The sequence below is a fragment of the Paraciimarium castrense LEGE 11436 genome (assembly GCF_056633055.1).
Map to the genome: position 1 here is coordinate 126,951 of NZ_JBSJOW010000003.1, position 17,021 is coordinate 143,971.

17 protein-coding genes and 2 tRNA genes are annotated in these 17,021 nt (G+C 69.5%); 13 read left to right on the top strand and 6 right to left on the bottom strand.

What is annotated here, in order from left to right; translation table 11 throughout:
* The first annotated feature begins 33 nt into the window (after positions 1–33).
* From ACWJIO_RS06355 to ACWJIO_RS06365, 3 genes are read left to right on the top strand one after another with little or no spacing between them, the layout of a single operon-like run.
* Entirely contained in the window at positions 34–411 is a 378-nt protein-coding gene (locus tag ACWJIO_RS06355; protein WP_480312177.1) for a DUF4359 domain-containing protein, read from the top strand.
* Complete coding sequence (locus ACWJIO_RS06360) at positions 408–1,718, top strand: amidohydrolase family protein (RefSeq protein WP_480312178.1); 1,311 nt, start codon at positions 408–410, stop codon at positions 1,716–1,718. The genes ACWJIO_RS06355 and ACWJIO_RS06360 overlap by 4 nt, the downstream gene beginning before the upstream one ends.
* Positions 1,719–1,760: 42 nt before the next feature.
* A complete protein-coding gene (locus ACWJIO_RS06365; RefSeq protein WP_480312179.1) occupies positions 1,761–3,227 on the top strand; it encodes an FAD-binding oxidoreductase in 1,467 nt (488 codons plus the stop codon).
* Here ACWJIO_RS06365 and ACWJIO_RS06370 read toward each other — a convergent pair.
* The 5 genes from ACWJIO_RS06370 to murA all read right to left on the bottom strand — a co-directional run bounded on the left by ACWJIO_RS06370 (position 3,224) and on the right by murA (position 7,816).
* Positions 3,224–3,688 (bottom strand): pentapeptide repeat-containing protein, encoded by a 465-nt coding sequence (locus ACWJIO_RS06370; RefSeq protein ID WP_225875945.1) that lies wholly within the window; start codon positions 3,686–3,688, stop codon positions 3,224–3,226. The genes ACWJIO_RS06365 and ACWJIO_RS06370 overlap by 4 nt on opposite strands.
* 185 nt (positions 3,689–3,873) lie before the next feature.
* Positions 3,874–5,142, bottom strand: coding sequence for a bifunctional folylpolyglutamate synthase/dihydrofolate synthase (locus ACWJIO_RS06375; RefSeq protein ID WP_480312180.1), 1,269 nt, complete (start codon positions 5,140–5,142; stop codon positions 3,874–3,876).
* On the bottom strand, positions 5,135–6,328 hold the full coding sequence (locus tag ACWJIO_RS06380; RefSeq protein WP_480312182.1) for an acetylornithine/succinylornithine family transaminase: 1,194 nt from the start codon (positions 6,326–6,328) through the stop codon (positions 5,135–5,137). Before ACWJIO_RS06380 ends, ACWJIO_RS06375 begins: the two co-directional genes overlap by 8 nt.
* A gap of 32 nt (positions 6,329–6,360) precedes the next feature.
* A tRNA-Leu gene (locus ACWJIO_RS06385) sits at positions 6,361–6,442 on the bottom strand.
* A 12-nt stretch (positions 6,443–6,454) separates the two neighbouring features.
* On the bottom strand, positions 6,455–7,816 hold the full coding sequence (gene murA / locus ACWJIO_RS06390; protein ID WP_480312183.1) for a UDP-N-acetylglucosamine 1-carboxyvinyltransferase: 1,362 nt from the start codon (positions 7,814–7,816) through the stop codon (positions 6,455–6,457).
* A 324-nt stretch (positions 7,817–8,140) separates the two neighbouring features.
* Between murA and ACWJIO_RS06395 the strand changes: the two genes are divergently transcribed.
* From ACWJIO_RS06395 to ACWJIO_RS06425, 7 genes are all read left to right on the top strand, one after another.
* Positions 8,141–8,224, top strand: a tRNA-Leu gene (locus tag ACWJIO_RS06395).
* Positions 8,225–8,235: 11 nt separating this feature from the next.
* Entirely contained in the window at positions 8,236–8,484 is a 249-nt protein-coding gene (locus tag ACWJIO_RS06400) for a hypothetical protein (protein WP_480312184.1), read from the top strand.
* A 10-nt stretch (positions 8,485–8,494) separates the two neighbouring features.
* On the top strand, positions 8,495–9,319 hold the full coding sequence (locus ACWJIO_RS06405) for a TrmH family RNA methyltransferase (protein WP_480312186.1): 825 nt from the start codon (positions 8,495–8,497) through the stop codon (positions 9,317–9,319).
* Between the two features lie 64 nt (positions 9,320–9,383).
* On the top strand, positions 9,384–10,838 hold the full coding sequence (locus ACWJIO_RS06410) for a dihydrolipoyl dehydrogenase (RefSeq protein ID WP_480312187.1): 1,455 nt from the start codon (positions 9,384–9,386) through the stop codon (positions 10,836–10,838).
* Between the two features lie 40 nt (positions 10,839–10,878).
* Positions 10,879–11,763: an indole-3-glycerol phosphate synthase TrpC gene (gene trpC / locus ACWJIO_RS06415; RefSeq protein ID WP_480312188.1), complete on the top strand. Its 885-nt coding sequence runs from the start codon at positions 10,879–10,881 to the stop codon at positions 11,761–11,763.
* Positions 11,764–11,799: 36 nt separating this feature from the next.
* Positions 11,800–12,765, top strand: a complete 966-nt coding sequence (locus tag ACWJIO_RS06420) for an amidohydrolase family protein (protein ID WP_480312190.1) — start codon at positions 11,800–11,802, stop codon at positions 12,763–12,765.
* Between the two features lie 273 nt (positions 12,766–13,038).
* Positions 13,039–13,773 (top strand): sulfotransferase family protein, encoded by a 735-nt coding sequence (locus tag ACWJIO_RS06425; protein WP_480312191.1) that lies wholly within the window; start codon positions 13,039–13,041, stop codon positions 13,771–13,773.
* Between the two features lie 289 nt (positions 13,774–14,062).
* Here the strand turns inward: ACWJIO_RS06425 and rpsD are convergent, their stop codons facing one another.
* On the bottom strand, positions 14,063–14,671 hold the full coding sequence (rpsD, locus tag ACWJIO_RS06430) for a 30S ribosomal protein S4 (protein WP_186697074.1): 609 nt from the start codon (positions 14,669–14,671) through the stop codon (positions 14,063–14,065).
* A 139-nt stretch (positions 14,672–14,810) separates the two neighbouring features.
* On the opposite strand from rpsD, the gene yidD reads away from it, so the two are divergent.
* From yidD to ACWJIO_RS06445, 3 genes are all read left to right on the top strand, one after another.
* On the top strand, positions 14,811–15,071 hold the full coding sequence (gene yidD / locus ACWJIO_RS06435) for a membrane protein insertion efficiency factor YidD (protein WP_480312418.1): 261 nt from the start codon (positions 14,811–14,813) through the stop codon (positions 15,069–15,071).
* A gap of 74 nt (positions 15,072–15,145) precedes the next feature.
* Complete coding sequence (locus tag ACWJIO_RS06440) at positions 15,146–15,421, top strand: glutaredoxin family protein (RefSeq protein ID WP_480312193.1); 276 nt, start codon at positions 15,146–15,148, stop codon at positions 15,419–15,421.
* A 29-nt stretch (positions 15,422–15,450) separates the two neighbouring features.
* Positions 15,451–16,974, top strand: coding sequence for a UDP-N-acetylmuramoyl-L-alanyl-D-glutamate--2,6-diaminopimelate ligase (locus ACWJIO_RS06445; protein WP_480312194.1), 1,524 nt, complete (start codon positions 15,451–15,453; stop codon positions 16,972–16,974).
* Positions 16,975–17,021: the final 47 nt, after the last annotated feature.

Consider the following 17,021-nt stretch of genomic DNA (forward strand, 5'->3'; position numbering starts at 1 on the left):
GCCCTGTGCCGCTCCGCCTGGTACGTCCCCCTGGTGGGGGGGGCGGTCCTGCTTGCCACGGCCGGGGGCATGCTGGCCTGGACCAACCCCGGCCCCGCAGAGTTCGCCGACTTCGCTGGAGACCGCTTGGTGGAGGAGCTCTCCGGCCGGGTGTGTGAGAGCAGCGGCCTGCCCACCGTGCTGGGGCTGGCGCTGGCCGACTGCGCCGCCCTGGTGGCCTCCCAGCGGACGGCCCTGGGCGCGGCGGTGCAGCGGCAGACCCGCCGCACCAATCTCGGAGTTCTGAGCATCTATCACAGCCAGTTGGGGGGCCAGCAGGTGTTGCGCTGGCGGGTGCCACGCTTTGAGGCCACGACCGTGGGTGTGGCCGGCCAGTTCGTGATCGTGAAGGCGCGGGAGCCGGGTCCATGAGCGCCCAGCAGCCCGCTGCCGGCCGGCTGGAGTTGCGCCTGCCCCGGGCACTGGTGGAGGCCCGGCTGCAGGATCTCGGCCCCGTGGATGACGAGGGCCTGGTGGCCGTGGAGTTCAGCTGGCGGCAGGGATGGGTCAGTGGCCTGCGCCCCCTGGGGGCCGAGGCCGCTGCCCAGCCGCTGCCCCTGGGTCTGCCACCCCTGGTGGAGCCCCACGCCCACCTCGACAAGGCCTTTTCGGCCCAGCGCTTCCCGAACTGGGACGGCACCATGGCCGGCGCCCTGGCTCAGAACCAGAGGGAGTACGGCCAGCGCAGCGAGGCCCAGGTGCTGGAGCGGGCCGAGTCCGCCCTGCAACGGGCCTGGCGCCAGGGGATACGGGCCCTGCGCAGCCATGTGGACAGCGTCGGTCCGGGGGCCGAGGCGAGCTGGGAGGCCCTGCTCGAGATCCGCCGCCGCTGGGCCGATCGGGTGGAACTGCAGCTGGTGGCCCTGACGCCCCTGCTCCACTGGCTCACCCCCCAGGGCGAGGAGCTGGCCCGCTGGGTGGCCGAGCGGGGCGGGGTGCTCGGCGGCGTGCTGGGCCCGCCCTATGGCGCCAGCCTCTCCGACCGCGAGGCCCTGGCCGCCCTGCTGGCCCTGGCCGAGCGCCATGGGGCGGCGGTGGATCTGCACGTGGACGAGGCGGACACGGAGCCCGCCCGGGGGGTGGAGCTGGTGGTGCGCCAGGCCCTGGAGCAGCGCTGTGAGGTGCCGATCGTCTGCAGCCACGCCGCCAGCCTGGCCCTGCTGTCGGATCGCCGCGCCGACCGGCTGGCCGAGCAGCTGGCCCAGGCAGGCATCGGCGTGGTGGCCCTGCCGCTCACCAACCTCTGGTTGCTGGGCCGGCGCCCTGGTAGAACGCCGCACCGAAGGGTGCAGGCTCCGATCGCCACCCTGCAGCGGGCCGGGGTGCAGGTGGCGATCGGAGCCGACAACGTCCAGGACCCCTGGTTCCCAGGCGGCGACTTCGATCCGATCGAGCTGCTGCGCCTGGTTGCTCTCACCAGCCACGTGGTGCCTACCCGCCGCCAGGGCCTGGCGCCTTTCAGTACCGGGGCCGCTGCATTGCTGGGGCTGGAGTGGGATGGGGTGCTGCGGCCCGGGGCACCGGCCGACCTGGTGGTGCTGGCGGCGCGCAGCTGGAGCGAGGTGCTGGCCCGCAGCCCCCAGCGCCGGGTGCTGCGGGCTGGCGTGTGGCTGGAGCCGCCGTCCAGGGAGCAGCCTTCCCCCCTGCTCCGCGCGCTGGGGCTGCCGCAGCGCCGATGATGCTGAGGTCAGGGCCTGTGTGTTTCCCTCGGTTGCGTTGTGATGTCATCACCTTCCCTGGATGCTGGATCGGCCCTGTGCGTCGGGGACCTGCCGCCGCGGCCGGAACCGACGGTGATCGCCCAGCTGGCTGAGGAGCTGGCTGCTGCACTGGCCCCGGAGCAGGCCGTTGCTGGCTCCCCCCTGGAGCTGGTGGGGGACGGTCAGCCGGCTGAGCTCGAGCGCCTCTCGCGCGATTTCTTCGACTACTCCCCCCTGCTGGTGCCGGTGTTCCAGGGTCAGCGGGCCCAGCTCGCCGTGCGGGCTTCCTCGGTGGAGCAGGTGCGGGCCGTGGCAGCCGGCTGCGCTCGCCTGGGAGTCCCCCTCACCGTGCGGGGGGCCGGCACCGGCAACTACGGCCAGTGCGTGCCCCTGGCCGGTGGCGTGGTGCTGGAGCTGATGGGGCTGAATCGCCTGCGCAGCCTGGACCCCCGCAGCGGCGTGATCGAGGTGGAGGCGGGCCTGGTGATGGCGACCCTCGAGCAGCAGCTGGCTCCCCATGGCCGGGCCCTGCGGCTGCAGCCCAGCACCGCCCGCAGCGCCAGCATCGGCGGCTTCGTGGCGGGGGGATCCGGCGGGATCGGCTCGCTGCGCTGGGGCTTCCTGCGGGATCCGGGCAACCTGCTGGGCCTGGAGGTGGTGACGGTGGAGCCTGAACCGCGGCTGCTGCGCCTGGATGCGGCGGCCAGCGAGCCGCTCAACCACGCCTATGGCACCAACGGCATCCTCACGGCCCTGCGGCTGCCCACCACCGAAGCTCTGGCCTGGCAGCAGCTCGTGGTGGGCTTCGAGTCCTGGCAGCAGGCCGTGGCGGCGGCGTCCGCTCTGGCCGGCACCGCCCTGCTGCTCCAGGCCATCACCCTGCTGGAGGCACCGATTGCGGCCCGCTCCCCCTGGCCGGCGGGCTGCCCGGCCGCGGCGCCCGGGGAACACCGCTTGCTGCTGCTGGCCGCGCCCGACAGCCTGGAGCTGCTGCCGGGCTGGCTGCAGGCCAGGGGCGGCTGCCTGCGCTGGCAGGCCCCCCAGGGGGAGAGCCGGGGCCTGCCCCTGCGCGAGCTCAGCTGGAACCACACCACCCTGCACTGGCGCGCCCAGCAGCAGGGCTGGACCTACCTGCAGATGCTGTTGCCCCAGCCAGAAGTGGCCTGCCTGGCGGCCCTCAGCGAGCGCTGGGGCGACGACCTGCTCTGGCATCTGGAGGCGGTGCGCCAGCAGGGACGGGCCCGGCTGGCGGCTCTGCCCCTGCTGCGCTGGCAGGGGGAAGCACCCCTGGCGGCCCTGATGCAGCAGGCGCGGCAGCTGGGGGCGGTGATCTTCAACCCCCATGCGATCACGGTGGAGGACGGCGGCCTGGGCGCCATCGACGCCGACCAGGTGGCCGCCAAGGCGGCCTATGACCCGGGCGGCCTGCTCAACCCCGGCAAGCTCAGGGGCTGGCTGGAGCGTCAGCGCCAGCAGCCCCAGCCCTAGCAGCCCAGGCTGAGCCGGGTGTCGGCGCCGGTCACGGGGTGGGTGCCCTCGGCGTCGCGGCAGAGCAGGCGCTGGTCGACCCGGTCGAGCAGGGCGCCGCTGAAGTCGGCATCGGTCACCGTGGCGCCGCTGAAATTGCTGCCGGCGGCGATCACGTCGCTGAGGTTGGCGCCACTGAAATCGGCGCCGCTGAAGTCCACCTTGTCCATCAGCACGCCACTGAGGTCGGCCCCGGCGAAGCTGGCCTCGGGGAAGGCGGCCTGGGTGAGGATGGCGCCGTGCAGGTTGGCGCCGGAGAAGTCGGCCTGGCGGCCGGAGGCGCCCGCGAAGGAGGTGTTGGCCAGGTCCTGGCCGCTGAAGTCCTTGCCGCTCTGGTTGGTGAGGGTGTAATCCACCCCGGAGAATTCTGCTGCTGCTGGCCCTGCCCCGGCCGTGAGTCCGCCGGCCAGCAGGCCCAGCATCAGGCCGAGCCCCAGGGCCATGCGCAGCAACGGCCACCGCCGCCATGGCTGCAGCAGCTGGTGGCAACGGCTCAGCAGCTGGCTCAGCCCCTGGTCCCACAGCCCTGCCGGTGAAATTGTCAGGAGGCGGGGGGCCATGGCGAGCGGGGCGGTGGTCTTCACTCTGGGCCCACGGGACGTTGCCGTCACCCTGGCGCTGCCGCGCTGACGAGCAGGTGGCCCAGCAGGTAGAGGGATCCCGCCACCAGCACCGGCCCCCGGCCCTGCCGGGCGGCGGCCCGCAGCGCGGTGGGCAGGTCTGGGGCGCTGTGCAGCCTGGCGGCCTGGCCTGGGCCCAGACCGCCCAGCAGTTCGCTCTGGCGCCACGCGGCATGGCCGGGCACCGGCACGATCCAGGCCTGATCCCCCGGGCCGAGCAGGGCCTGGAGGATCTCCGGCCCCTGCTTGTTGGCCAGCATCCCCAGCACCCAGCGGCGGGGACCGGGGGGCAGGCCGTGGCGAGGGCCGTGCTGATCGAGCTCTGCCCTCAGCCGCTCGGCCGCCGGTGCGTTATGGGCGCCGTCGATCAGCAGCGGCAGGCCCTGCCACTGGAGCCGCTGCAACCGTCCGGGCCAGCGGGCCGCGGCAAAGCCCTCCCGGATCGCCGCCTCGGGCAGATCCCAGCCCTGCCGGCCCAGGGCCTGCAGCATCCCCAGGGCGACGGCGCCATTGAGCTGCTGCACCTGCCCCGGCAGCCCCAGCCTCCAGGGGTTGTCATCGAGGGGCGTCACCCACCTGAGGCGCACGCCCAGCCGGGCCGCCTGCTGCCGCAGCACCGCCTCCACCGCCGGCATCTGGGGGCCGCTGACGGCTTCCACCCCCGCCCCCAGGGCGCCCGCCTTCTCCAGGGCGATGCTGGCCGCATCCGGGCCCAGCACCTCCAGGTGATCGAGGCCGATGCTGGCGAAGCCCACCACGCGCCGATCCGGATGGCAGCTGGTGGCATCGAGCCGGCCCCCCAGGCCCACCTCCAGCACCACCAGCTCCAGGTCCGCCTCAGCGAAGGCCAGGAAGGCGGCGGCCGTCACCAGTTCGAAAGGGGTGAGCCGGTGGCGCTCGGCCACGGGCCGCGCCGCCTGCAGCTGGGTCCGCAGCTGGGTGCCTGAGATCGGTGCGCCGCCCAGCTGGATCCGCTCCGTCCAGCTGCTCAGGTGGGGCGAGGTGTAGAGGCCGGCGCGGATGCCTGCGGCGAGCAGGGCGGCGTACACGAGGGTGCAGATCGACCCCTTGCCGTTGGTGCCCGCCACCTGAACGGCGGCGAAGCGGCGCTCCGGGTGGCCCAGATCGGCCAGGGCCGCCTGCAGGCGCTCCAGGCCGAGGTCCACGCCCCGGTGGCTGAAGGGCTGGATCAGGTCGGCGAACGGATCGGAGCCGGGCAGGGTCCCGGCGGACCCGGCTCGAGGGGCGTCAGGCAAGGCTGAGCAGGGCCCGCTCCAGCCGTGCCACGGCCTGTCGCAGCTCCCGGGGGCGGATGGTGAGCGGCGGCACGAAGCGCACCACGCCTGGGCCCGCCGCCACCACCAGCAGCCCCTGGGCCAGGGAGGCCTTCACCAGTTCCGGAGCGCTGGGCCCTGCCCCGCTGAGCACCAGTCCCTGCAGCAGGCCCCAGCCGCGCACGCCCGTCAGCTGGTGTGGGTGGCGCTGCACCAGGGCGGAGAGTTCCTGGCACAGCAGCGCCTCCATCGCCTGCACGTGCTGCAGCAGTTGCCGCCGCTCGATTTCGGCCAGCACCGTGAGGCCGGCCCGGCAGGCGAAGGGGTTGCCCCCGAAGGTGCTGGCGTGGTCGCCGGGGCGGAAATGATCCACGGCCCGTTTCACGGCCAGGGCACCGATGGGGATGCCGCCCCCCAGGCCCTTGGCCAGGGTGACCGCATCGGGCTCCACCCCCAGGCGCTCGTAGCCCCAGAGGTGGCCGCTGCGGCCCACGCCGATCTGCACCTCATCGAAGATCAGCATGATCTGATGGGCGTCGCAGAGCTGGCGCACCCGCTGGAAGAAGGCCCGCTCACCAGGGTGCACGCCCCCTTCCCCCTGCAGGGGCTCCAGCAGCACGGCCGCCACCCTTGGTCCCTCGGCCTCGGAGGCCTCAAGCAGGGCCTCGAAGGCGGCGGTGTCGTTGTAGGGGAAGTAGCGGAAGCCCTGCACCATCGGGGTGAACCCCTGGTGGTATTTGGGCTGGCCGGTGGCGGTCACGGTGGCCAGGGTGCGGCCGTGAAAACTGGCCTCTGCCGTGAGGATCAGCGGCGGCCGCTCCACCGTGCCCACCAGGCCCCGGACCACCTGGGCGTGCTTGCGGGCCAGCTTGATGGCGGCCTCGTTGGCCTCGGCACCGGAGTTGCAGAAGAAGACCCGATCGAAACAGCTGCGGGCCGTGATTGAGGCGGCGAGCTGCTCCTGTTCCGGAATCCGGTAGAGGTTGGACACGTGCTGCAGCCGGCCCAGCTGGCGGGCCAGAGCCCGCCGCAGACGCCCGTTGCTGTGGCCCAGGGTGCAGACCGCGATGCCGGCGACGCAATCGAGATAGCGCCTGCCCTCGCTGTCCCACACCCACACACCCCGGCCGCGGCAGAGGCTCACCGGCAGGCGGGCGTAGGTCTCCATCAACGGCGACCCAGGGTCGGTGGCCGTGGCAATAGGAGCGGTGGGACTTGAACCCACATGCCCGAAGGCGCTCGATTTTGAGTCGAGTCCGTCTACCAATTCCGGCACGCTCCCCTGGCGAGGAGCTTAGGCGGCGCTGCTCCCCTGGGTCTGGAGATGGAGCCCGGTCGGCGCAGGCAGCCCGCCGATCCGCTGGATGCAGGCGCCCACGGAGGCCAGCTTGTGCTCCAGGCCGGCGTAGCCGCGATCGAGGTACTCCAGGCCGCGCACGCTGGTGACCCCCTCAGCCGCCAGGCCGGCCAGCACCATGGCGGCTGAAGCCCTGAGGTCGGTGCCCTGCACAGGGGCGCCGCTGAGCTGGGCCACCCCCTCCACAAAGGCGATGTTGCTCTGGAGGCGGATGGCGGCCCCCATGCGCTGCAGCTCGGCCACGTGCTGCATCCGATTCTCGAAGATGTTTTCCGTGACGACACTGGTGCCGCGGGCCGTGGCCAGCAGGCTCATGAAGGGGGCCTGGAGATCGGTGGGGAAGGCGGGGAAGGGCTGGGTGCGCAGATCCACGGCCTGGATGTCGCTGGCCTCGATCGTCAGTCCGACGCCGTCGTGCTCCAGGCGGCAGCCTGCCGCCTCCAGCTTGGTGAGCACGGCTCCGAGATGGTCCGGAATCACCGGCGTGACCCGCAGGCGGGAGCGGGTGATCGCAGCGGCCAGGAGCAGAGTGCCCGCTTCGATGCGATCGGGAATCACGGCGTAGTCAGCGCCGTGCAGGCGCTCCACCCCTGTGATGGTGATCGTCTGGGTGCCGGCGCCACGGATGCGGGCGCCCATGGCGATCAACAGGCCGGCCAGATCGGCCACCTCGGGCTCCTGGGCGGCGTTGGCCATCACCGTCTCGCCCTCGGCGAGCACCGCAGCCATCATCAGCGTCTCTGTGGCGCCCACGCTGGGGCAGTCGAAATAGATGCGTCCACCGGTGAGCCGTTGGCCGCGGCCCGGCACGACCGCTGTGACCACGCCATGCTCAATGGTCACCTGGGCTCCCAGAGCCTTGAGCCCCTTGACGTGCTCTTCCACCGGCCGGGTGCCGATCTTGCAGCCGCCGGGCAGGGGCACCTTGGCCATGCCCATACGGGCCAGCAGCGGGCCGATGCAGAAGAAGCTGGCCCGCAGGCTGTTCACCAGCTCGTAGGGAGCTGTGGTGCTGTGGATGCGGGAACCATCCAGCACAAGGCTGTCAGCCTCACGGCTCACGCGGCCGCCCAGGCTCTGAAGCATCTCGCCCATGCCCACGATGTCGGTGAGCGGCGGCACGTTGCGCAGCCGAATCTGATCCCTGGTCAGCAGACAGGCCGCCATCAGCACCAGGGCCGAATTCTTGGCACCATCCACGCGCAACTCGCCGGTGAGGCGCCGGCCACCGGTGATCTGGAGCTGGGGTTCGGCCTTGGTGAGCTCGGTGGGGAGGGGCGGCACGGCTGGGGCGGTCATGGGTTCCCGGACGTCCCCGGCCTTTTTGTCTGGGCATGTTGACAACAAAAAGTCAGATCGTCTAGGTGGCCGCTGCCGGAACTGCACCAGGTTCATAGCCAACAGGAGAGCAGCCTGGCTAGGGGCTGATCCGGTGCAAGCCTTCCCCCATCAGGCTTGCTGGCCCTCCGGGCTGCCGCTGCCGGCGGACTGGGCTGCCCGGCCCTGGCCCAGTGGTGGTGCGCCTTCGCACACTGGGGTGTGGGCAGGTCCTGGCGCGGCGGCCCGGGGGCTGGGCTGTGGCGGCGATGCCGTATGGTTCCCAAGTCGCAGAGCGGCGGCCACGCGGATGTGGCGGAATTGGTAGACGCGCTAGTTTCAGGTACTAGTGGCAGCAATGTCGTGGGAGTTCAAGTCTCCCCATCCGCATTTCAGATTCCATGATTCTTCTCAAAATCACCAATTCCTCAGAAGTTGTTGCTTCGAAGGTCGGTAAGTTTCTAGAGAGTCTCACGCCAGACAGCATGGATCAGACCACGGTGGAGGACATCGTGATGGGCAAGCTGATTGAAAACCTGAGGGCTGAGGGTATCAAGGGTGAAGTGGCGGCGGTGAAGGGGATGGAGCTGGAGGAGGCCGAGATCGTGATGCAGGACGCCATGCGGGTGCGGCGCCACGAGCGCTTCTGAGGCCGGCCGCTTGCCCCCGGAGCTGATCAGCAGCCGCCGCAATCCCCTGGTGCGCCGTCTGCGCCAGCTGCACGCTGGCAAGGGCCGCAGGGAGCAGCAGTTATTGCTGCTGGAGGGCACCCACCTGTTCCAGGAGGCCGTGCGCCTCAGCCTGCAGCCCATCGACCTGCTGGCCACGCAAGCCTGGATTGAGATTCACCGGCGCTGGCTCGACAGCCTGCCGCTGCCCCTGCAGCCCGTGCCGGTGACGCCGGAGGTGCTGGCGGCGGTGGCCACCACGGAGCACCCCGATGGCGTGGTGCTCAGCCTGTCCATGCCAGGGCTCGGCTGGGGGCCGCCCGTCCCGTCGCTGGTGCTGGCCCTGGATCGGCTTCAGGATCCCGGCAACCTCGGCACCTTGATGCGCACCGCCCTGGCCAGCGGCGTGGAGGCGCTGTGGCTGGTGGAGGGGGCCGACCCGTTCCAGCCCAAGGTGTTGCGCGCCTCGGCCGGCGCCGCCCTGGCCCTGCCGCTGCAGCGCTGCAGCCGCGATCAGTTGCTGGCTCGCCTGCAGGAGCTCGGTGCCGTCGCTGCCGACCATCCAGGCCAGCAGGCACCCCAGGTGGTGGCCGCTGTGCCCCCCGGCCCCGCCGCCCTGCCCTACTGGCAGCTCGACTGGCAACGCCCCACCGTGCTGCTGCTGGGCCAGGAGGGCTCGGGCCTGGCGCCGGAGCTGCTGGCCTGCGCCAGCATCTGCGTCACGATTCCCCACAGCCCGGCGGTGGAGTCGCTGAACGTGGCTGTGGCGGCGGCGCCGTTGCTGCTGGAACGTGGGCGCCAGCGGCTCACGGCCTGAGGCCCGAGCGGCAGACAGGCGGCCACTGGCGAGGGAGAATGCCGCCATCTGTGCACGGCCCCTGGTGAGCGACGCCCCTGACGACCTCAGCTTCGACTTCGACCTGATCGTGATCGGCGCCGGCTACGGCGGCTTCGATGCGGCCAAGCACGCCGCCGAGCATGGCCTCGCGGTGGCGATCGTGGAAGCGGCGGAGATGGGCGGCACCTGCGTGAACCGCGGCTGCGTGCCCAGCAAGGCCCTGCTCGCCGCCAGCGGCCGGGTGCGGGAACTGGCCGATGCCGAGCACCTGGCCGGCTTCGGCATCCACGCCGCGCCGGTGCGCTTCGAGCGCCAGAAGATCGCCGACCACGCCAACCAGCTGGTGGCCACGATCCGCACCAACCTCACCAAGACCCTGGAGCGCGCCGGCGCCACGATCCTGCGGGGCCAGGGCCGCCTCGCCGGCAGCCAGCAGGTGACCGTGCGGGCCAGCGGTGGCGGCGTGGAGCGCACCTACAGCGCCCGCGACGTGATCCTGGCCACCGGGTCGGAGCCCTTCGTGCCCCCCGGCATCGAGACCGACGGCCGCACCGTGTTCACCAGCGACGAGGCGGTGAGCCTGGAGTGGCTGCCGCGCTGGCTGGCGATCGTGGGCAGCGGCTACATCGGCCTGGAGTTCGCCGACGTCTACACCGCCCTGGGCTGTGAGGTCACCATGATCGAGGCCCTGGATCGGGTGATGCCCACCTTCGATCCCGACATCGCCAAGATCGCCGCCCGCCATCTGATCGACGGCCGCGACATCGATGCCCGCGCCGGCCTGCTGGCCCGCAAGGTGACGCCGGGCTGCCCGGTGACGATCGAGCTGGCCGACATGCAGAGCCGCGAGCTGGTGGAAACCCTGGAGGTGGATGCGGTGCTGGTGGCCACTGGCCGGGTGCCCAGCAGCAAGCAGCTCAACCTGGCCTCCGTAGGGGTGGAGACCAACCGGGGCTTCATCCCCGTGGATGAGCGGATGCAGGTGCTGCTGAACGGCGAGCCCGTGCCCCACCTCTGGGCCGTGGGGGATGTGACCGGCAAGATGATGCTGGCCCACACCGCCGCAGCCCAGGGCAGCGTGGCGGTGGACAACATCCTGGGCCATGTCCGCCGTATCGATTACCGCTCGATTCCCGCGGCCACCTTCACCCATCCGGAGATCAGTTCGGTGGGGCTGAGTGAGGTTGAGGCCAAGGAGCTGGCGGCCGCTGAGGGCTTCGCGCTGGGCAGCGTGCGCAGCTACTTCAAGGCCAACTCCAAGGCCCTGGCGGAGCTGGAGAGCGACGGGCTGATGAAGCTGCTGTTCAACAAGAGCACCGGCGAGGTGCTCGGCGCCCACATCTACGGGCTGCACGCCGCCGACCTGATCCAGGAGATCGCCAACGCGGTGGCGCGTCGCCAGAGTGTGTTGCAACTGGTGAACGAGGTGCACACCCATCCCACCCTCAGTGAGGTGGTGGAGGTGGCCTACAAGCAGGCCGCCATGGCCGTGGCCTGAGGGCCGCTCCCTTCTGTCCCTTCCCCTCGTCCGCTGATCGATGCAGATTCGTCGCCGCCCCCCGAACCCCAAGGTGAAGGTGGCCTTCCTGGAGTACGGCGTGCCCCACGCCGAGGCGGCGCCGCGCCACATCCTCGAGGAGATCGTGTGGGAGAAGGACCGGGAGGTGGCCACGGCCCGCGAGCGGGTGCCCCTGCAGAAACTGGCCCGCCAGGTGGCCGATCTGCCCCCCACCCGCGACTTCGAGGCCGCCCTGCGGGCCAGCTGCCGCAAGCCGGCCGTGATCGCCGAGATCAAGAAGGCCAGCCCCAGCAAGGGCGTGATCCGCGAGCACTTCGACCCCGAGGCCCTTGCCCGCGGCTACGCCGCCGGAGGGGCCAGCTGTCTGTCGGTGCTCACCGACAAAGCCTTCTTCCAGGGAGGCTTTGATGTGCTGGTGCAGGTGCGCCAGGTGGTGGAGCTGCCCCTGCTCTGCAAGGACTTCATCCTCAGCCCCTACCAGCTCTACCAGGCCCGCGCCGCCGGCGCCGATGCCGCCCTGCTGATCGCCGCCATCCTCACGGATCAGGATCTGACCTACCTGCTCAAGGCGGCCCGCGGCCTCGGCCTGGCCACGCTGGTGGAGGTGCATGACAAGGCCGAGCTGGAGCGGGTGCTGGCCCTGGAGGGGGTGCGGCTGATCGGGATCAACAACCGGGATCTCGCCAGCTTCCACACCGACCTGGCCACCACCGAGCAGCTGATGGCGCGCCACGGCGCGGCGCTGCGCGCCAAGGGCGCCCTGCTGGTGAGCGAATCGGGCCTGTTCAGCCGCGATGACCTCGATCGGGTGCAGAGCGCCGGGGCGGACGCGGTGCTGGTGGGCGAAGCGCTGATGCGCCAGGACGATGTGACCGCCGCGCTGGAGGCCCTGATCGGCGGCTGAAGGCGGCCTGTTCAGGTCTCTGCTGCACTGCACCCCATGCCAAGGATCCTCAACAAGATTGCTCTGGAGGAACACTTCAGCGCCCCGGGCCTTGAGCCAACGATCAACGAGGTGGCCTTCTTTGATCCCGGGGTGCTTGCGGGCATTGAGGCGGCTTTGCCGGAGCTGGCCGAACAGCGCCTCCTCGCCATGGACAGGGCAGGCATCGCGATCGCCGTGCTGTCCCAGACGGCACCGGGTGTGCAGTCCATCAGGGATAAAGCCCTGGCGGTGGAGCTTGCCCAACGGGTGAATGATTTCCTGCACACACGCATGGCGCTGGCCCCGGCGCGGTTTCGTGGCTTCGCGTGTGTGGCTTTACAGGATGTGGATGCCGCCTGCAACGAGCTCAAACGTTGTATTCAGGAACTTGGATTTGTCGGCGTGCTTGTGAACGGTGCCACTAATGGCGTCTACTTGGACGAGCCCCATTTTGCTCCTTTCTGGCATACCTTGGAGCAGCTTGATGTACCGCTTTATCTCCACCCTGGCCTGCTGAGTGAGCACGATGCGGCTTTCCGCGGCCATCCAGAGCTCGAAGGTGCCGTGTGGAGCTGGACCTGTGACACCGCCACCCACTTACTCCGTCTGGTGTTTGCTCAGCTGCTGGATCGCCACCCTCGGGCAAGGCTGATCCTGGGTCATATGGGGGAAACCCTTCCCTACATGCTCTGGCGCTTGGACAGCCGGGCTGCGGTGACAACCGTCGGTCGCGCCTTGATCCGCCCCCCATCAGAGACCCTCAAGCGTCATCTCACGGTGACGACATCTGGAGTCTGTGCGGATGCCCCCCTGCGTTGCGCCCTTGAAGCCATGGGCGACCACGCGGTGATGTTTTCCACCGATTATCCCTATGAAGACATTCAGTTGGCGGCTGACTGGATCGAGCAGGCTGCCATCACAGAAGACCAGCGGATCAGGGTGTGCTGTACCAATGCGCGGCGCGTCCTGCGCCTGGGATGAGAGGCCGGGGCTTGAACAGGTGTTGGCTGCTCGCCCATGAAAAAAGCCGCCGGAGGCGGGGCGAGGTGAAACAAGACAGGCTCGGATTGATCCCGGAGATCAGACCTTGCGGGAATAAAATTCCACGCTTGAGAGTCCTGGCTGGAGTGCCATTGTGGCAATGAGTCGTCGGGGGGCCTTATGGGATTAAGACTTGATGGGAAGCCTTACGCCGAAATTGCAGATGGTCTTGCTGGGTTACACGCCAGACAGGTGAGAATGGGCAGGAGATACTTGCCTAATTTCATCATCATCGGTGCCGCCAAGTCGGCCACGACGACACTTGCAGCCGTGCTCTCCAGCCATGCCGATATTTTCATCAGCAGGCCAAAAGAGCCGAAGTTTTTTGGGCGCCATTACGGTAAGGGCTGGTCGTGGTATCGGGGCCTCTTCAGGGCCGGATCGGGCTTTGCCTGGCGCGGTGAGGCGAGCACAATGTATGCCAGCCCGCTGAGGGAATTTCGGGATGCTCCTGGGCTGATGCATCGATACTTTCCAGGAATGAAAATCGTCTATGTCGTGCGTCATCCGCTTGATCGGCTCGTGTCTCAGTGGCGCCACGTCAAAGGACGATGCCCTGACTATGTGGCATTTGAGCGAATTCTTTCCGATCGTCGAGCCGCCCGCCTGTTGATCGGTTGTTCCAGTTACTACGAAAGAATCAACGCCTATCGAAAATATTTCCCGGATCAGCAGATCCATTGCTTGACGTTTGAGGATCTGATCGCTGATCCTGCTGCCGTGCTCGGGCAGCTGCTGGTTTTTCTGGGGCTTCCGCCTCAGACGCACAGCATTCTGGAAGCAGGAGAGTTGCCCAAGCTCAACAAGGTGGGACAAAAGGGCCGTGCCCATGTATCGGAGCCCGACTGGCCGAGCCCGATGCGTGCATCAGTGATTCAACGGCTCCGTCCTGATGCGGAAGCCTTTCTCCCCTACATCGGTAAGCCAAAGGATTATTGGAAGTGGTGATCTGGAGATCCACCTCAACCCCAACTGCAGCTCGCCCGGCTGCAGAGGGCAACAAGCGGGAGGCAACTCCTAAGCAGTGCCTTGGCGCTGGTGGCCGCAGGGTTGTCTGCTCTCGAGGTCAGGAGAAGAACCAGCCGGACTTGCTCACGCCTCGGTCGATGCAGTGGTTCTGTGGAGAAACTGGCACCTGATCCATGCGACAGGGCCGAGGAGCCATGGTCAGCGCTGCCCGATGAGCAGGCTGACCACAGCTCCCAGAACCCTTTCAGTGACTGGGACTGGGAGAGCCTTACACCTTGCGGGAATAGAACTCAACCACCAGCAGTTCGTTGATTTCAAGGGCGACCCACTCACGCTCGCAGCGGCTGATCACCTTGGCGGTGAACTTGCCCTTGTCGAGTTCCAGGTGGGGCGGGATGTTGGCCAGGCCCGGGAATTCCAGGTTGCCCTCCGCCAGCTTGCGGCTCTGCTTGCGCTCGCGCACGGCGACCACGTCGCCGGGCTTGCACTGGAAGCTGGCAATGTCCACGACCCGGCCGTTGACGGTCACGTGGCCATGGTTCACGAACTGGCGGGCGCCGGGCACGGTGGGCCCGAAGCCGAGGCGGAAACAGATGTTGTCGAGACGGCTCTCGAGCAGCTTGAGCAGGTTGGTGCCGCTGGAGCCTCCCTGGGCTCGCGCTTTCTTGACGTAGCGCACCAGCTGGCGCTCGGAGATGCCGTAGTTGAAGCGAAGCTTCTGCTTCTCTTCCAGGCGGATGGCGTATTCGGAGCGCTTGCGACGGGCTTGGCCGTGCTGACCGGGGGGATAAGACCGCTTGGCGGACTTACGGGTGAGACCGGGAAGGTCTCCCAAGCGCCGCGTGATCCTCAGACGAGGGCCGCGGTAACGAGACATGAAAACAAGGTGGTGGGACGGAACGGGAACCCAGGTGGGGCCCATGGCGGCCGCAGCTCGGGCATGCTGGATCAAGTCCGCTGCCCGCGCCTTGACGCGCCAACGATCGATCCTATCGGTTGGCCCCGTGGCCCTCGGACTGGACCCATCCCCTGAGCTGCCTGCGCCTGCGGGCCCCTCCCGCTGGCTGGCCTGGCTGCTGCTGGGGCTGATCGGCCTCTACCGCCGCTTTCTCTCCCCCCTGCTGGGCCCCCGTTGCCGCTTCATTCCCAGCTGCAGTGCCTATGGCCTGGAGGCGATCAGCCGCCATGGGCCCTGGCGCGGCGGCTGGCTCACCCTGCGGCGGCTGCTGCGCTGCCACCCGTTCACGCCCTGCGGCTGTGATCCGGTACCCGACTGAACCGGCCCGAGGGCTCCTCCCAACCCTGCTCTCCCCTTCCTGTTTCGCCCTTCCTGTCTCGCCCTGCGTCCCCCATGGCCGATCTCCTGGTGCTCTACTCCCGCCCGGGCTGCTGCCTGTGTGAGGGGTTGGAGGAGAAGCTGCGCCGGCTGACGCCGCCACCACCCCTGGCGGTGGTGAATGTGGACGACGATCCTTCCCTGCAGGCCCGCTTCGGGCTGGAGGTGCCGGTGCTGGGCTGGCGCACGGCCACGGGCGAGCAGCTGCTGCCCCGGGTGCCGCCTCGGCTGGTGGACACGGCCCTGCTGGTTTGGTTGGGCAAGAACGGTTTTCCTGGGGGAAGCGTCTAGAACGGCGCCACCCCACCCGTTGCCCCGCCATGCCCACCCTGCTTCACCCCCTGCTGAGCGAAGTGGGACTGCAGGTGCCCGAGGGGCTTCCCGACGCCAGCGTGCGCTCGATCAGCTGTGACTCGCGCCGGGTGGGTGCCGCCACCCTGTTCATCGGTCTGCCCGGCACCCAGGTGGATGGTGGCCGCTACTGGCGCGCCGCCCTGGAAGCGGGGGCCTGTCTGGCGGTGGTGGGCCCCGGGGCGATCCTCGACGACCGCCCCGGCGACGGCGATCCGGTGCTGGTGGTGGAGGAACCCGTGGCCCGCTGGGCCGGAGCCCTGGCGGCCGCCTATTGGGGGCAGCCCAGCGCCCGCCTGGGCCTGATCGGGGTCACCGGCACCAATGGCAAGACCACCACCACCCATCTGATCGAGCACCTGGCGGGGGCGGCGGGTCTGCCGACCGCCCTGTTCGGCACCCTGGAGAACCGCTGGCCCGGTTACAGCGTCACGGCCCAGCACACCACCGCCTTCGCGGATCTGCTGCAGGCCCAGCTGGCCCGCGCAGTCGAGGCCGGCGCCCGGATCGGTGCCATGGAGGTGAGCTCCCACGCCCTCGATCAGCAGCGGGTGGCCGGCTGCCAGTTCGCCGGGGCGGTGTTCACCAACCTCACCCAGGACCACCTCGACTACCACGCCTCGATGGAGGCCTACTTCGCCGCCAAGGCGCTGCTGTTCGCCTCCCCCCTGCTCAAGGCCAGTGCCAGCCCCACGGTGGTGGTCAATGGCGACGACCCCTGGGGCGCCCAGCTGGCCCGCCAGCTGGGGCAGCGCTGCTGGCGCAGCTCCCTGCTCGACCCCGGCGCCGAGCTGTTCATCGATTCCCTCGAGATGGAGAGCAGCGGCGTGCGCGGCCGGCTGGTGACGCCCCTGGGGGAGGGCCGCTTCCAGTCGCCGCTGCTGGGCCGCTTCAACCTGATGAACCTGTTGCAGGCCGTGGGAGCCCTGGTGCAGCAGGGGATCCCCCTCGACCTGCTGCTGCCTGGACTGGCCAGTTTCCGCGGGGTGCCCGGACGCATGGAGCGGGTGAGCGCCGCCGGCAGCCAGCCCCAGCCGGTGGTGTTGGTGGACTATGCCCATACGCCCGATGGCCTGGACAATGCCCTGCAGGCCAGCCGCCCCTTTACCAGGGGGCAGCTGATCTGCGTGTTCGGCTGCGGTGGTGACCGCGACCGCAGCAAGCGGCCCCAGATGGGCGCCATCGCCGCTCGCCTGGCCGATCGCGTCGTGGTGACCTCCGACAATCCGCGCACGGAGGATCCCCAGGCCATCCTCGACGACGTGGTGGCCGGCATCCCCGCAGGCACCGACCTGGAGGTGGAAGGCGACCGGGCCCGGGCGATCGCCGCGGCGGTCAGGGCAGCGCAGCCCGAGGATCTGGTGCTGATCGCTGGCAAGGGCCATGAGGATTACCAGATTCTGGGCACCACCAAGATCCACTTCGATGACAGGGAGGAGGCCCAGAAGGCCCTTGGCTCCAGGCTGGCGGCGGAGCATCTTGCTGAGGCTTAGGTCGGGGTGCCTGTTACGGCATGGTGTTGATTGATCGTTGATTGATC

What these genes read in the sequence shown, in the direction of transcription:
- ACWJIO_RS06445 (WP_480312194.1), top strand. Translation starts at nt 15,451, where the DNA reads ATGCCCACCCTGCTTCACCCCCTGCTGAGCGAAGTGGGACTGCAGGTG.
- ACWJIO_RS06440 (WP_480312193.1), top strand. Translation starts at nt 15,146, where the DNA reads ATGGCCGATCTCCTGGTGCTCTACTCCCGCCCGGGCTGCTGCCTGTGT.
- ACWJIO_RS06365 (WP_480312179.1), top strand. Translation starts at nt 1,761, where the DNA reads ATGTCATCACCTTCCCTGGATGCTGGATCGGCCCTGTGCGTCGGGGAC.
- ACWJIO_RS06400 (WP_480312184.1), top strand. Translation starts at nt 8,236, where the DNA reads ATGATTCTTCTCAAAATCACCAATTCCTCAGAAGTTGTTGCTTCGAAG.
- rpsD (WP_186697074.1), bottom strand. Translation starts at nt 14,671, where the DNA reads ATGTCTCGTTACCGCGGCCCTCGTCTGAGGATCACGCGGCGCTTGGGA.
- ACWJIO_RS06380 (WP_480312182.1), bottom strand. Translation starts at nt 6,328, where the DNA reads ATGGAGACCTACGCCCGCCTGCCGGTGAGCCTCTGCCGCGGCCGGGGT.
- trpC (WP_480312188.1), top strand. Translation starts at nt 10,879, where the DNA reads ATGCAGATTCGTCGCCGCCCCCCGAACCCCAAGGTGAAGGTGGCCTTC.
- ACWJIO_RS06420 (WP_480312190.1), top strand. Translation starts at nt 11,800, where the DNA reads ATGCCAAGGATCCTCAACAAGATTGCTCTGGAGGAACACTTCAGCGCC.
- murA (WP_480312183.1), bottom strand. Translation starts at nt 7,816, where the DNA reads ATGACCGCCCCAGCCGTGCCGCCCCTCCCCACCGAGCTCACCAAGGCC.
- ACWJIO_RS06360 (WP_480312178.1), top strand. Translation starts at nt 408, where the DNA reads ATGAGCGCCCAGCAGCCCGCTGCCGGCCGGCTGGAGTTGCGCCTGCCC.
- ACWJIO_RS06370 (WP_225875945.1), bottom strand. Translation starts at nt 3,688, where the DNA reads ATGCTGGGCCTGCTGGCCGGCGGACTCACGGCCGGGGCAGGGCCAGCA.